This is a genomic window from Kribbella ginsengisoli, from assembly GCF_039537185.1.
Lineage (GTDB): Bacteria > Actinomycetota > Actinomycetes > Propionibacteriales > Kribbellaceae > Kribbella > Kribbella koreensis.
The window spans coordinates 321,661-335,594 of record NZ_BAABAA010000004.1 but is presented as its reverse complement, the minus strand read 5'-3'; the positions used below and the strand labels follow the sequence as shown (position 1 = coordinate 335,594).

The following is a 13,934-nucleotide window of genomic DNA, read 5'->3' as shown; positions in this document are numbered from 1 at the left end:
GCCCGGGCGGCCCTGCACAGGGCCGCCCGGGTTTCTTGCCTGAAAGGTGATTCGCATGTCCCCTGATTCCGTAGTGCGCCGGCTCGGTGCCGTCCTCGGCCTGGTGCTGGTCGCCGGCCTGCTGCCCCAACCGGCCGTCGCCGAACCCGTCGATCGAGCCGCTGCCACGTCGCTGGAGCGATCCGGCGAAGCCGCAGCCGTCGCCTTCGCGAGGAGCACCGGTAAGCCCGTGCTGATCACGGGCAAGACCACCGAGACCACGCAGTACCGCGCGCTGCCATCGGGGCAGGTCGAGGCGACGATCGCCGTCGGCCCGGTCCGGATGCGCGACGCGAACGGCGATTGGACCCCCGTCGACGTGTCACTGGTCCGGCAGGCCGATGGTTCGGTCGCGGCCAAGGCCCACCCGTATGGACTGAAGCTGTCCGGACCGGCCGGCCCGGGAGATCACGAGCTCGTCGCGATAGGTGCCTCAGGCAACCGTTCTGCGCTTGGCTGGTCCGGTCCGTTGCCGGCGCCGGAACTGAACGGGGCCACGGCGACTTATCGCGAGGTGAAGCCGGGGGTCGATCTGGTCGTCGAGGCGACCAGGACCGGCTATCAGCAGTACCTGCTGGTGAAGAGCCGGCAGGCCGCAGTACAGGTTGGTCGGCTCAGGATGCCCTGGAAAGCGGGCGGCCGGGTCACGCCGGACGCCGTGATGTGGGACTCGACCGTCGACCGGGCGTCCGGTGAACACCTCAGGCGGGCGCCGGTGCGGGTCGGGCTCGGCAAGGACGCGTTGCAGTTGACGCCTGACGCGGCGTTCCTGACCGACCCCAGGACCGTCTACCCGGTCACCATCGACCCGTCGCAGAGTGCGGGGCCGAACTTCGACGCGTTCGTCCAGTCCAGTTACACCACCGACCAGTCGGCCGCGACCGAGTTAAAGATCGGCACGTACGACAGCGGTGCCAACAAGGCGAAGTCGTATCTGCGGTTCGACAACCAGGAATGGCTGTGGGACAAGCAGATCCAGGCTGCGACGCTGAGCCTGTGGGAACACCACTCGTACTCCTGCACGGCCAAGGGCTGGGTGGCCTACCGCGTGGCCGACGTGACGAACACGGCCCGCTGGACGAACCGGCCGGCGCAGTACGAGCAGGTCGGCACCTCGACCCAGACCAAGGGGTGGGGGAGCGGCTGCGCGGCCGGTTGGGTGACGATCCCGGTGACCGCGGCCTTCCAGTACACGGCGGCACATCAGCTGACCAAGACCAATATCGGGATCAGTGCGGCGAGCGAGACCGACAACTACGGCTGGAAGCGGTTCGGCTCGCGGGAGGCGGCCAACCCGCCGTCGGTGACGATCACCTATCAGACCAGGATCGCGGTGGACGCCCTGGGGACCGCACCGGAGACCAACTGCGCCACCGGCGCGGACCGGCCGATCATGTCCAGCCTGACACCCCAGCTGCGGGCGCAGATCAGCGACAACCTGGGCGGGCAGGTGTACGGCACCTTCGAATGGAAGGTGGTCGGCAGTACCGTCAGCACCACCGCCACCGAAGGCCCCGGCGCCTCTGGATCGTGGCTGGGGACCACCATCCCCGACGAGGCCTTCACCGAAGGCACCAGCTACGCCTGGCGGGTCCGCGGAACCGACGGCACAACACCAGGAGAGTGGTCCAACTGGTGCGAGTTCACCGTGATCACCATGTAGCCGGGGACCGTTGTCAGGGCAACTTGGCGTAGGCGCGGACGGGGAAGGTGGCGAGGCCCTCGATCCGCGGCGGGGTCGCGGTGAACAGCGCGCCGGTGGGCGGGAGCTGTGCCAGGCTGGTCAGGTGTTCGACGATCGGCAGGCCCGCGCCGAGCAGCAGCGTGTGGGCGGGGCGGGTGCCGTCGGTCATGTCGTCGATGTTGGCGGCGTCGATGCCGACCAGGGCGACGCCGTTGTCGATCAGCCACTGGGCCCCGTCCCGGGTGAGGAAGTGGGCGTTCTCGACGTACTGTGGGGTGCCGAAGCGGGCGTCGTCGCCGGTGTGCAGGAGGACCGCTTTGCCTTGGACCTCGTACGTTGCGAGGGCGGCCGCGTCGATGCCGAGCCGGCCGCTGTCTTCCACCCGCACGACGATGGCGGGCAGGTCGACCAGGCGGTCGAGTGGGTAGCCGGTGAGGTCGTGGCCGTCGGGGTAGCGGTGGTTCGGGCTGTCGAGGTAGGTGCCGGTGTTGGCCACCATGGAGATCCGGCCGATCTCGAACTCCGTGCCCGGCGCGTAAAGCTCGCGCGACGCCTCCCGGCTCAGTTGGAGTCCGAACTCGGGCCCTGGCAGGTTCGGCAGGGTCACCATCCCGTCGCGGATGACATGGCTGAGCTCCACGTACGTGGGCCGGTCGCCGCTCGGCCGACCGTCGGCGGACGGGCCGCCGCGGGTGCCTTTGTGAGCAGCCTCGACGATCTCCAGGTTGGTGAGCTCGACGTCGCCGGCCATCAACAGACCGAGCGAGTCGAGGAACAGCTCGCCGACCTGCGCCGGCGTCACCTCCGCAGCCGGTACGTCGACGAGGAACCCCTGGACCTGCAGGCCGCCGCCGTTCGTGAAGGAGACGGTGGCGTCGAAACGCGCGCGATAGCTGGCCATGCCGGTCATCATCACCCATCCGTACCGACCGCGGCCCCGAATTTCGTCCCGTGATCACTCGTCGCAACCTCCTGCTCGCGGGCACCGCCGGAGTCGCCGGTGTAGCCGCGACCGTCGGCGTGGCCGGTCTCGCACGCCGCGGCTCGGACCGCCCGCACCCGCAATCCGCCCAGTCGGCGAAGGAGCCGATGACGATCTCGTACGGCGGTGACGAGTCCCAGGTCGCGGACCTCTACCTCCCCGAAGGCGACGGCAAGGTCCCGGTTGCGGTGGTGATCCATGGCGGCTTCTGGATGAGCAGCTACGGACGCGAACTCGCCACCCCATTGGCCGAAGACCTCGCCAGGCAAGGCATCGCCGGCTACGCGATCGAGTACCGCCGGATCGGCAACGGCGGCGGCTGGCCCGCGACCTTCGAGGACGTCGCCGCCGCGATCGACAAGCTGGCCGACCAGCCGCGATTGGACCTCAGCAAGGTGGTCGCCGTCGGCCACTCAGCAGGTGGGCACCTCGCCGTCTGGGCCGCGGGCCGGTCGGGGTTGCCGCAATGGGCGCCGGGTGCGACGCCACGCGTAGTACTGGTTGGGGCTGTGTCGCAGGCCGGAGTACTGGACCTGGTGAACGCCTACGACGAGAAGGTCGGCGGGGATGCGGTGCCGGCCTTCCTCGGTACGACGCCCGCGAGGGATCTCAAGCGGTACCAGCTGGCATCGCCGTACGAGCGGCTTCCGTTGAAGGTCCCGGTCGCTCTCGTGCATGGCACGCGCGACGGACAGGTACCGATCGAGCAGAGCCGCCGCTACCGCGATGCCGCCGTGGCCAAGGGCGCTCAGGTGAAGCTGACCGAACTCGAACACGTCGGTCACTTTGAGCTGATCGACCCGGACGCCAAGGCCTGGCAGACCTGCCGGACAGAGACGATGCGCTTGCTCGAGCCCTGATCCAGGCCCTGCTCGGCGTCTAACATCGAGTATGGAGTGGCTGCTGATCGTCCTCGGCGGCGGTGGGGTCGCCGCGGCCGGCCGGTATGCCTGGGCCAGACGAGCGGCTCGGCGACAGGCAGCCGCGGAGCTCGAAGGCATCCGTAGGCATGCCGACGAGGACGTCACCTACTTCGGTGAGCAGCTGAGTCGTCTCGGCGAGAAGCTCGCGGGCCGCGAGTTGGATGCCGACACCCGGTACGACTACCAGGCGGCCCTGGATGCGTACGAGCAGGCGAAGCGGGCAGCACCTCGGCTGCATACCCGGGAATCGATCAGTGCGGTCGTCGACCTGCTGGCCGAAGGGCGCTACGCAGTTGCTTGCGTACAGGCCCGCGCTGCCGGCAAGCCCGTCCCGGAGCGGCGGGTGCCGTGCTACTTCAGCCCGCAGCACGGCCCGTCGACGACAGAGGTCGTCTGGACGCCGTCGAAGGGCGGTACCAGGCGGGTGCCCGTCTGTGCGCAGGATGCGGCGCGCATAGCGGCTGGTACCGAGCCAGAGGTGCACTACATCCGGTACGGCGAGTTGAACGTCCCGTACTGGGAGGTGGGCGATCCCATCGAGCCGTACCGCGGCCTGTTCGAGAGCGGCGGTGCTCGCGCCGTCGCGATGCACCTGCGGTTGAAGCACCTCGGGCTAGACGTAGGCCGGGGTCGCAGGGACCCCGGCATGCTGCGCCGCAAGCGCCGCCCGTAGTCAGAGCTCGGGCAGGAGCTCGCGCAGTACGTCGGTGGTGAAGTTGTGCAGGCTGGTGCCGTAGGAGATGCGCGTGGCGCCCAGTGCGATCAGGTCTGCCGCTGTCGGGCCGTTCGGCTTCGCGTGGGCGTTGAGCGGGCCGCCGATGTCTGTAGCTAGCCTCTGCAGGACGTCGAGCGGTGCTGCGATCGGGTAGACGCAGTCGGCGCCGGCGCGACGGTAGGCGCGGCCCCGGGCGACAGCTTCATCAACGCTCCCATTGGTGATGAAGCTGTCGACCCGTGCATTGATGACGAGGTCTGCGCCCGCAGCAGCCCGTACTGCGCTCAGGTAGTCGGCCTGCCGCTCCACATCGACCAGCTGGTCGTCCAGGGAGTCCTCCAAGTTGCACCCGACTGCACCCGTCTCCACCAGTCGCTCGGCGAACTCCTTGGCGTCCAGCCCGTACCCGGCCTCCATGTCAGCCGTCACCGGTACGTCGACAGCGCGGACGATCCGCGCGACTGCCTCGAGCATCTCGGCGACCGGAGTCAGCTGGCCGTCGTCGTACCCGAGCACCCGGGCGACCGCACCACTACTGGTGGCGATCGCCGGGTACCCGGCCTCGGCGATGGCTCTGGCGCTGACCGGATCCCACGCGTTCGGCAGCACCAGGGGAGTGGGCCCGTGGTGCAACGCGCGGAAGGCTTCCGCCGTACGCCGGTCTGCCTGGCCGCGGCCTCTGGTGGTGGTCATCTGGGCTCAGCTCGGGTCGTAGTGGCCGGGCTCGATGCGGCAGGTGACGCCGACCCGGTTCCACGCGTTGATCATGATGATCAGGCTGATCAACTGGGCGAGCTCCTTCTCGTCGAAGGCGTTCGCGGCGATCTCGTAGACGTCGTCCGGGACATGGTCGACGCTGATCAGCGTGATCGCCTCGGTCAGCTCCAGCGCCGCCAGCTCCTGCTCGGTGTAGAACTTCCGCGCCTCCCGCCAGGTGGCGACGACGTTGACCCGCTGCGCCGTATCCCCCTCGTGCAACGCGTCCAGCGTGTGCATGTCCAGGCAGTAGGCGCACCCGTTCAGCTGCGAAGCCCGGATCCGCACCAGATGCGCCAACTTGCTGTCCAACCCCAAAGCCGACACCTCATCCAGCGCGATCAACGCCTGGTAGAACTCCGGCGCGTGGCTGGCCAACTTGACTCGACGACGTGTGTTTGTGCTCATGTGGACAACGCTAGTGCTGGATCGGCCCAGGTGTATGGTCCACTTCTATGGAGGATTCGAGGGCCAATTCGCCGACCGAGGCGACCGAGGCAACCGGCGCCGACCTGCACCTCGACCTGGCCAACCGCCGCGGCCGCGCCGACCTGGTCAACGCCCTCCACGAGTCGATCCGCACCGGCCGCCTAACCCCAGGCACCCGCCTGCCGTCCTCCCGCCAGCTCGCCAAAGACCTGGGCATCGCCCGCAACACCGTGGCGGACGCCTACGGCCAGCTCGTCGCCGAAGGCTGGCTGACCGCCCGCCAAGGCTCAGGCACGGTCGTCGCCGACCGAATCCTCCCGACCCACGCCAACGGCCGCCCCGCCACCGCCGCACTTGCTCACCCCGCCTCCTCCGGCCGCGCCGCCTCCTCCTCCTCCGGAATTTCCTTGCTGGAGGCAAGGAAATTCCGGTATGACCTGACGCCGGGGTCGCCTGATGTGTCGACCTTTCCGAGGAGCGAGTGGCTAGCGGCAGCCCGTAAAGCTTTGCCGGCTGCGCCCAACGATGCGTTTGGGTACGGGGATCCGCGGGGGAGGGTCGAGTTGCGGGAGAATCTGGCCGACTACCTCGCGCGGGCGCGCGGCGTACGGGCTGATCCGGAGCGCATCCTCATCTGCTCCGGCTATGTCCAGGCACTCAACCTGCTGACCGACGTGCTGCGGCTGCAAGGCGCGCAGACCATGTCGGTCGAGGAGTTCGGCTACTCCCTGCACTGGGACGTGATCCGCTCCAGGGGTGTCGAGCCGAAGCCGGTCCCGGTCGACGAGTACGGCGTACGCGCAGACCTGCTCGAAGGCCGGGCGGCTCTCCTCACCCCAGCCCACCAGATGCCCACCGGTGTCCCGCTCGCGCCGGACCGGCGTACCAAAGCAGTCGAATGGGCCCGCGAAACCGATGCAATCCTGATCGAGGACGACTACGACGGCGAGTTCCGCTACGACCGCCAGCCAGTAGGTGCCCTGCAAGCCCTAGACCCCGAGCGAGTCGTCTACACCGGTACTGCGAGCAAGTCCCTCGCCCCAGCGCTCCGACTCGCCTGGATGGTCCTCCCCGAGCACCTGATGGACCCGGTCCTCGAGGTGAAGCGCACCACCGACTTACTGACCGCCACCCTCGACCAGCTCGTACTAGCCGAGTTCATCGCCTCCGGCCACTACGACCGCCACGTACGCCGTACCCGCCAGCACTACCGCCGCAGACGCGACCATCTGGTCGAGCTACTCGCCGTCCGAGCCCCGGGCGTCACCCTCGCCGGCATCTCAGCCGGCCTGCACGTCCTGCTCGACGTACCCGGTGAAGCGGAGGACATGGTCGCCCGAGCCAGCCGCCAAGGCCTACTGATCGCCTCTCTGGACAGGTATCGCTTCACCCCGGATCCAGCCGCCCGCCAAGCCCTCATCGTCGGCTACGGGACCCCACCCGACCACTCCTACAACGGCGCCCTGGACCTCCTATGCCAGGTACTAGCTGTCTAACTCACCGGCGGAGCTTGCGGAGAATGCCTGCCAAGGAGACCCGCTCCTCCGGGCTGAGGATGTTGAAGTAGGCCTCGGCCTCTGCATCCCGCGAGGCCCGGATCGCCTCGCCCACCCGCGTCCCCTCACCGGTAGGCGCCACCAGCGTCGCCCGCCGATCCGCAGGATCCGGACGCCGCTCCACCAGCCCACGATCCTGCAGCGCGTCGACCACCTCGGTCGTCGACCGCGCGGCGATCCGCAGATGCTCGGAGAGCTCGTTGAGCCGCATCGGGCCACCACGCATCAGGACGCCGAGCGCTCGCGCCTGCGACGGCGCGATGTCCCACGGCGCCAGCGTCTCCTTGCGCAGGTGCCGCAGCTGATGAGCGACCGCCCAGAACGTCTCGGGCAGCGTCTCCTCGTCGTCATCGGCCATGGGAATACCGTACCAACCAATCCTGTTGTACCCTCATAGTGAGGTAACCTCAGTATATTTCCGAAGACCCCGACAGAACGGTGCTCGCCTTGGATTACGCAACTCAGCAACGTGGCCGCCCCGAGGGCGGCCGGAAGTCAGCCACAGCCGCCGAGAAAGCGCAGGCCCGCGAGGTGTCGCTGGCCCGGATCGGCCGGCTCTTCAGCACCCACAAACTCTCCCTGGCCGTCGTCACGGCGATCATCGTCGCATCGTCCGTGGTGGCGATGGCATCACCCTTCCTGCTGCGCGCCGTCATCGACGAGGCGCTGCCCCAGCAGAACCTCCAGCTCCTGATCTGGCTGGTGATCGGCATGGTCGCCGTCGCCGCGGTCACGTCGATCCTCGGCGTCGTCCAGACCTGGATCAGCACCAAGGTCGGCCAGCAGATCATGCACCGGCTGCGGACCGACGTGTTCGCCCACCTGCAGCGCCAGTCGATCGCGTTCTTCACCCGGACCCGCACCGGCGAGGTGCAGTCCCGGATCACCAACGACATCGGCGGGATGGAGCCGGTCGTCACCTCGACGGCCACCTCGATCGCCGCCAACCTGACCACCGCGATCGCCACCGCCGTCGCCATGCTCGCGCTGTCGTGGCAGCTCTCGCTGATCTCGCTCGTCGTGATGCCGCCGGCCATCTACCTGACCCGCAAGGTCGCCCGGATGCGCCGCGAGATCACCGCGCAGCGCCAGCGCGAACTCGCCGATCTCAACGTCACGGTCGAGGAAGGCCTGTCGATCAGCGGTATCCAGCTCAGCAAGACGATGGGCACCGCCGCGACCCTGGTCGAGCGCTTCACCGCGTCGTCGACCCGGCTGATCGATCTGGAGCTGCGCTCCGAGCTGGCCGGCCGCTGGCGGATGGCCTCGATGAGCGTCATCTTCGCCGCCATCCCGGCGATCATCTACCTGAGCGCCGGCCTGCCGATGACCGCCGGAACGCTGTCCATCGGCACCCTGATCGCCTTCACCACCCTGCAGGCCGGGCTGTTCCGGCCGCTGATGGGCCTGCTCAACGTCGGCGTCGCGCTGACCAGCTCGCTGGCCTTGTTCGCCCGGATCTTCGAGTACCTCGACCTGCCGATCGACGTGGACGACCCGGCCGACCCCGTCGAGATCGACCCGACCCGCATCGACGGCCACGTGCGCTTCGAGGACGTCACTTTCGTCTACCCAGGCAGCGAAACGGCCGCAGTGGCCGGTATCAGCCTGGACGTGCCCGCCGGTACGACGCTGGCGCTAGTCGGCGAGACCGGCTCGGGCAAGAGCACTCTCGCCTCGCTGGTCGCACGACTCTACGACCCGACCAGCGGCCGCGTCACCGTCGACGGCATCGACCTCCGAGACCTCCGCCTGGCGGATCTGGCCAGCGTGGTCGGCGTCGTCAGCCAAGAGACCTATCTCCTGCACACCACCGTCCGCGAAAACCTCCGCTACGCCAAGCCCGACGCCACCGACGCCGAGATCGAGGACGCGGCCCGCGCTGCTCAAGTACACGACCTGATCGCCGGCCTCCCGGACGGCTACGACACCATGGTCGGCTCCCGCGGCTACCGCTTCTCCGGAGGCGAGAAGCAACGCATCGCCATCGCCCGTACGCTCCTGCGCAACCCCCGCGTCCTGGTCCTGGACGAGGCCACCAGCGCCCTCGACACCGAGACCGAACGCGCAGTCCAGCAAGCGTTCGACCGCCTGGCCGAGGGCCGTACGACGATCACCATCGCCCACCGCCTCTCAACAGTCCGCAACGCCGACCAGCTGGCCGTCATCGACCACGGCCGAGTAATCGAGTCCGGAACCCACACCAGCCTGGTCGAAAGCAACGGCCGCTACGCCCAGCTGGCCAGCTAAGCGGATTGGACCAGTGCCAGCACCTCGTCGGCGCAGCCCCACGACAGGGTCATGCCGGAGCCGCCATGGCCGTAGCAGTGGATTACCTGGCGGTCGCCGGTGCGGACGCTTTCGCAGCGGACGGATGGGCGGGCGGGGCGCAGTCCGACTCGGTGCTTGATGATTCTCGCCTTGCGGAGTTGAGGAACCAGGGCCGTGGCCCGGTCCAGAATCGAGCCGGCCGTCTTGTCGTCGACGGCGAGATTCCAGTCGCCGGGCTGCGAGGTGCCGCCGACGACGACGTCGTTCGAGCGCGGTACGACGTAGCAAAGCTCTTCCGGGCCGTTGTCGGCCATCAGCCACTCGGTGAGGCCGAACTGCTCGACGGTGAACACCTGCCCGCGGACCGGCGTGACGGTCGGGTCCTGCGCGGTCAATCGGGCACCGAGACCGGTGCAGTTCACGACGATCGGCGCCGTGTTGGGCAAGGCCGAGAACGCGGCCCGGTTGAGGGTCCCGCCCGCGGCCTCGAGCCGTTTGACCAAGTACCGCAGGTAAAGCGGCATCTCCACGACCGGCGTCGTGAACGACCACCCGTCGCGGAAACCGGGCGGTGGCGACCCGACCCGCTCCAGATCAGTGAGCACATCGGCCCATACGGGGTTCGGTGTCGGCTCGAGCAGGTACTCCTTGCCGTGCCGCAACCGCACCGACGGCTCGCTCTCCGCCAGCTCGGCGAACTCCCGGTACGTCGTCCGCGCCCAACCGGCGACCCGATCACCCGCCGACTGGAACGGATACCAGATCGCGGCCGAGACCGCCGATGTCGTCTCCAACGGCAGGTCGCGAGCGAACACCGCCACGTCGTACCCGGACTCCGCCAGCCGAACAGCACAACTGAGCCCGATCACACCGGCTCCGACCACGATGACGCGCATTAACGCATTGTGTCGCCCTCAGGCCACTCCCGCTACCCGAGCGAGAGTGGCCATGGGCAACGATTCAGTGCAGGTCGACGGCCAGCGAGTACAGCCGGGTGATCTGGCTGGGGCCGAAGTTGTCGTCGGAGATCAGGTAGAGCTGCCGGCGACCGCTCGGCAGGAAGCCGCCGAGGGCGAGGCCTTCGACGTTGTCCAGCAGCGGGTTCGGCTGCGGCTGCTTGGCGACGGCGCCCGACGGCGGGCAGTTCACCAGGTCGAAGAGCAGCTTCTTGTGCACGAACACCGCGTCCGGGGCGTCCGCGAGCGACGCCTGATCGGTGACGTCCTCGGCCCCGCGCAGCGAAACGCTGAAGACGCGGATCGTGTTGCCGACGCCGGCCACGAAGGTGCGTTCCATCGAGACGAGTTGGTCCTTGTGCACGTAGGCGAGCTCGACCAGGCTGAGCCCGGGGTCGGTCTTGTACGCGTACTGCGCGGCCACGGCGTAGGCGCCACCGGCCCGGCCCGTGTACTGCAGGATCCGGTTGCGGCCACGGTCCTCGGCGTCGCTGCCGTCCGAGGTGAGTGGGTCTTCGAGTCCGGCGTACAGGGTCTTGCCGTTGGTGCTGACCGCGAGCGACTCGAAGGTGCCGTTGGCCTGCGCCTCACCGGCCGGCGCGACCTGGAACCGCGGCGGTACCGGCAGCGAGGCGGTCTGCTTGCCGTCGGACAACTGGAAGCGCCGGATCGACGGCTCGCGCTCGGAGGTGGCCAGGATGGTCCGGCCGCCCTGTTCGGCGACCAGGCCCTCACCGTCGAAGTCCACGTTGTTGTACGGCGTACCGTCCGGCCGGCGCAGGACCGTGACGCTGTCCACGGCGGCCTCGGGCTTGCCGTGGTCGTCGCCGATCCGGAGGCCGAAGACCCGGGCCGGGGTGTTCGTGACGTTGTCGACCAGCGCGAGCGCGTGGCCCGGCGTCGTCAGGTTGATCGCGGACAGACCGGCCACCGGCAGGCCGTCGTACGTGGTCTTGTCCAGGCTGTCGGTGAAGCCGCGGAAGCTCGCGTCCGGCGAGCAGGCGGCCGGGTCGACGGTGCCGGCCTGGTCGGGCGTAGCCGCGGTGGCGGTCAGCGAGGTGGCGAGAGCGGCGATCGTGACGGTCGCGGCCAGGGGCGTCTTCCAGTGCATGGGATGTCCTCTGAAAGTCAGGCGTCGGGGGCCGCGACAAAACCTACAACGTGGGCGAGGACAGAAAACGCCGGCTGCAGGTTGCTGCAGCCGGCGTCACTGGGGTTGCGGACTACTCGACGGTGACCGACTTCGCCAGGTTGCGCGGCTTGTCGACGTCGTGGCCGAGGGCGACCGCGGCGTAGTACGCGATGATCTGCAGCGGGATGGTGAGCAGGATCGGGTCGAGCTCCGGCTCGTTCTTCGGCACCTCGATCACCGCGGCGGCGCCGTCCGGGACCTCGACGCCCGGGTGGGTGACGACGTACAGGGGACCCGACCGGGCGGCGATCTCGTGCAGGGCGCCGATGTTGCGGTCGAGCAGCTCGTCCTTCGGCACGATCGCGACGCTCGGCACGTCCGGCGAGATCAGCGCCAGCGGGCCGTGCTTCAGCTCGGAGGTCTGGTACGCCTCGGCGTGCCGGTAGGAGATCTCCTTCAGCTTCTGGGCGCCCTCACGAGCGACCGGGTAGCCGCGGGTGCGGCCGACGAAGAAGACGCTCTCGTGCTTGGACAGGCGGCCGGCGATCTCGCCGAGCGCCTCCTCCTGGTCGACGATCGCCTGGATCTGCTCGGGGATCCGCTTCAGGCCCTCGATCAGCCGGCGGCCGTCGGCGGGGGAGACGTCGCGGATCCGGCCGAGGTGGATGCCGAGCATCGCGAACGCGACGGCCATGTTGGTGAGCGCCTTGGTCGACGCGACCGAGACCTCCGGGCCGGCGTGCAGGTAGACGCCGCCGTCGACCTCGCGGGCGATGCTGGAGCCGACCGCGTTGACCAGGCCGATCACCCGGCCGCCCTTGCGCTTGAGCTCCTGGACGGCGACCAGGGTGTCCAGCGTCTCGCCGGACTGGCTGACCGCGACGTACAGGGTGTCGCGCTCGACCACCGGGTTGCGGTAGCGGAACTCCGACGCCGGCTCGGCGTCGGCGGGGATCCGGGCCACCTCTTCGATGAACTGGGCGCCCATCTGGCCGGCGTAGTACGCCGAACCGCAGCCGAGGATCTTGACCCGCTTGATCTCCCGGGCCTCCCGCGCGTCCATGTTCAGGCCGCCCAGGTGGACGGTGTGGAAGCGCTCGTCCAGGCGGCCACGCAGCGCGCGCTGGACGGCCTCCGGCTGCTCGTGGATCTCCTTCATCATGAAGTGCTCGTGCAGGCCGCGCTCGTACTCGTCGGCGCTCCACTCGACCGTCTTGGCGGTCTTGGTGGTCGGCGACGCGTCCTGGGTGAAGGTGCGGTAGCCGTCGGCCTTGACGGTCGCCATCTCGCCGTCGTCCAGGTAGACGACCTGGCGGGTGTAGCGGATCAGCGCGGCGGCGTCGGAGGCGACGTGCATCTCGCCGTCGCCGATGCCGAGGATCAGCGGGCTGCCGTTGCGGGCGACCACGATCCGGTCGGGGAAGTCCAGGTCGACCACGGCGATGCCGTAGGTGCCCTCGATCCGGCGCAGCGCGGCCATCACCTTCTCCTCGAGGGTGGCGCCGTCGGACTGCTCGATCAGGTGCGCGAGGACCTCGGTGTCGGTCTCGGAGCGCAGCTTGACGCCGGCCTCCTCGAGCTGGCGGCGCAGCGCGCCCGCGTTGTCGAAGATGCCGTTGTGGACGACGGCGATCCGCTCGTTGCCGCTGGCGTGCGGGTGCGCGTTGTCCTTGCTCGGGCCGCCGTGGGTGGCCCAGCGGGTGTGCCCGATGCCGAGCTTGCCGCCGAACCGCTTGGGCAGCGAGGCCTCCAGCTCACGGACCCGGCCGGCGTCCTTGTGCACCTTCAGCTCGCTGGACCCGACGACGGCGACCCCCGCCGAGTCGTAGCCGCGGTACTCCAGCCGGGCCAGGCCGTCCACCAGGATCGGCGCGGCCGGTTTGGTGCCGACGTATCCGACGATTCCGCACATGGGGAGGGTGTTCCTTTCGTGGGGTTTCAGTTCTGCTGAGCGACGATCAGCCGTAGACGATCCGGCGCAACTGGCGGGCGGACAGCTCGGGTGAGCGGACCGGCCAGTGCCGCAGCTCGCTGCCGAGCCGGGCGAAGATCTCGTCGTTGCGGGCGCCGTAGGTCTGCAGCTCGCGGTGCCGGCGCCGGACGTACTGCTCGGTCGTCTCGGTGAAGTAGGCCAGGACGTCGGCGACCACCCGGCGGGCGTCGTCCGGCGTCAGTCCGGTGGTGCGGCTGACCTGGTCAACGAGGTCTTCGCTGGGATCCGCCGCCTCACTCATCACGCGTCCACTGTGCAGTGAAAACAGGTCCAAAGCCAAGAATCTGCCCGAAATCGGGCACACCTTACGCTCTCTTCACATAACCAGACCAGTGACGCCGGTGGACGCTACTCCGATCACGGCGAGTTGTCGAAAGAACCTGAGCCGTCGACAGCCCATAGGCTCCGCACACTTTTCTGCAAATCCCACCAGTCGAGCATTGCATCTGGATCGCCTCGAGGAAGTCGGCGTCGATCTATCCAACACCAGGAGCTGCC

General features: G+C 68.8%; 13 protein-coding genes. 5 read left to right on the top strand and 8 right to left on the bottom strand.

Going from position 1 to position 13,934, the window contains the following annotated elements:
• Positions 1-55: 55 nt before the first annotated feature.
• Complete coding sequence (locus tag ABD768_RS18000) at positions 56-1,702, top strand: DNRLRE domain-containing protein (protein ID WP_344841908.1); 1,647 nt, start codon at positions 56-58, stop codon at positions 1,700-1,702.
• Between the two features lie 13 nt (positions 1,703-1,715).
• Here ABD768_RS18000 and ABD768_RS17995 read toward each other — a convergent pair whose 3' ends face one another.
• Entirely contained in the window at positions 1,716-2,624 is a 909-nt protein-coding gene (locus ABD768_RS17995) for a cyclase family protein (protein ID WP_344841905.1), read from the bottom strand.
• Positions 2,625-2,674: 50 nt separating this feature from the next.
• Between ABD768_RS17995 and ABD768_RS17990 the strand changes: the two genes are divergently transcribed.
• Positions 2,675-3,565: an alpha/beta hydrolase family protein gene (locus ABD768_RS17990; protein WP_344841902.1), complete on the top strand. Its 891-nt coding sequence runs from the start codon at positions 2,675-2,677 to the stop codon at positions 3,563-3,565.
• A gap of 31 nt (positions 3,566-3,596) precedes the next feature.
• On the top strand, positions 3,597-4,301 hold the full coding sequence (locus ABD768_RS17985; RefSeq protein ID WP_344841901.1) for a hypothetical protein: 705 nt from the start codon (positions 3,597-3,599) through the stop codon (positions 4,299-4,301).
• Here ABD768_RS17985 and ABD768_RS17980 read toward each other — a convergent pair whose 3' ends face one another.
• Positions 4,302-5,036: an isocitrate lyase/PEP mutase family protein gene (locus ABD768_RS17980; protein WP_343963958.1), complete on the bottom strand. Its 735-nt coding sequence runs from the start codon at positions 5,034-5,036 to the stop codon at positions 4,302-4,304.
• Positions 5,037-5,042: 6 nt separating this feature from the next.
• Positions 5,043-5,507: a carboxymuconolactone decarboxylase family protein gene (locus tag ABD768_RS17975; RefSeq protein WP_343963957.1), complete on the bottom strand. Its 465-nt coding sequence runs from the start codon at positions 5,505-5,507 to the stop codon at positions 5,043-5,045.
• Between the two features lie 47 nt (positions 5,508-5,554).
• Here ABD768_RS17975 and pdxR point away from each other — a divergent pair, with 47 nt between their 5' ends.
• Positions 5,555-7,024: a MocR-like pyridoxine biosynthesis transcription factor PdxR gene (pdxR, locus tag ABD768_RS17970; RefSeq protein ID WP_344841898.1), complete on the top strand. Its 1,470-nt coding sequence runs from the start codon at positions 5,555-5,557 to the stop codon at positions 7,022-7,024.
• Between the two features lies 1 nt (position 7,025).
• On the opposite strand, the gene ABD768_RS17965 is transcribed toward pdxR, so the two are convergent.
• Positions 7,026-7,442, bottom strand: coding sequence for a MarR family winged helix-turn-helix transcriptional regulator (locus ABD768_RS17965; RefSeq protein WP_343963953.1), 417 nt, complete (start codon positions 7,440-7,442; stop codon positions 7,026-7,028).
• An 89-nt stretch (positions 7,443-7,531) separates the two neighbouring features.
• On the opposite strand from ABD768_RS17965, the gene ABD768_RS17960 reads away from it, so the two are divergent.
• Entirely contained in the window at positions 7,532-9,334 is a 1,803-nt protein-coding gene (locus tag ABD768_RS17960) for an ABC transporter ATP-binding protein (protein WP_344841895.1), read from the top strand.
• Here ABD768_RS17960 and ABD768_RS17955 read toward each other — a convergent pair.
• The 4 genes from ABD768_RS17955 to ABD768_RS17940 all read right to left on the bottom strand — a co-directional run bounded on the left by ABD768_RS17955 (position 9,331) and on the right by ABD768_RS17940 (position 13,677).
• On the bottom strand, positions 9,331-10,251 hold the full coding sequence (locus ABD768_RS17955) for an FAD-dependent oxidoreductase (protein WP_344841893.1): 921 nt from the start codon (positions 10,249-10,251) through the stop codon (positions 9,331-9,333). The genes ABD768_RS17960 and ABD768_RS17955 overlap by 4 nt on opposite strands.
• Positions 10,252-10,315: 64 nt before the next feature.
• Entirely contained in the window at positions 10,316-11,422 is a 1,107-nt protein-coding gene (locus ABD768_RS17950) for an esterase-like activity of phytase family protein (protein WP_344841890.1), read from the bottom strand.
• Between the two features lie 112 nt (positions 11,423-11,534).
• Complete coding sequence (gene glmS / locus ABD768_RS17945) at positions 11,535-13,355, bottom strand: glutamine--fructose-6-phosphate transaminase (isomerizing) (RefSeq protein WP_343963945.1); 1,821 nt, start codon at positions 13,353-13,355, stop codon at positions 11,535-11,537.
• 46 nt (positions 13,356-13,401) lie between these two features.
• Positions 13,402-13,677, bottom strand: a complete 276-nt coding sequence (locus ABD768_RS17940) for a hypothetical protein (RefSeq protein WP_328335311.1) — start codon at positions 13,675-13,677, stop codon at positions 13,402-13,404.
• Positions 13,678-13,934: the final 257 nt, after the last annotated feature.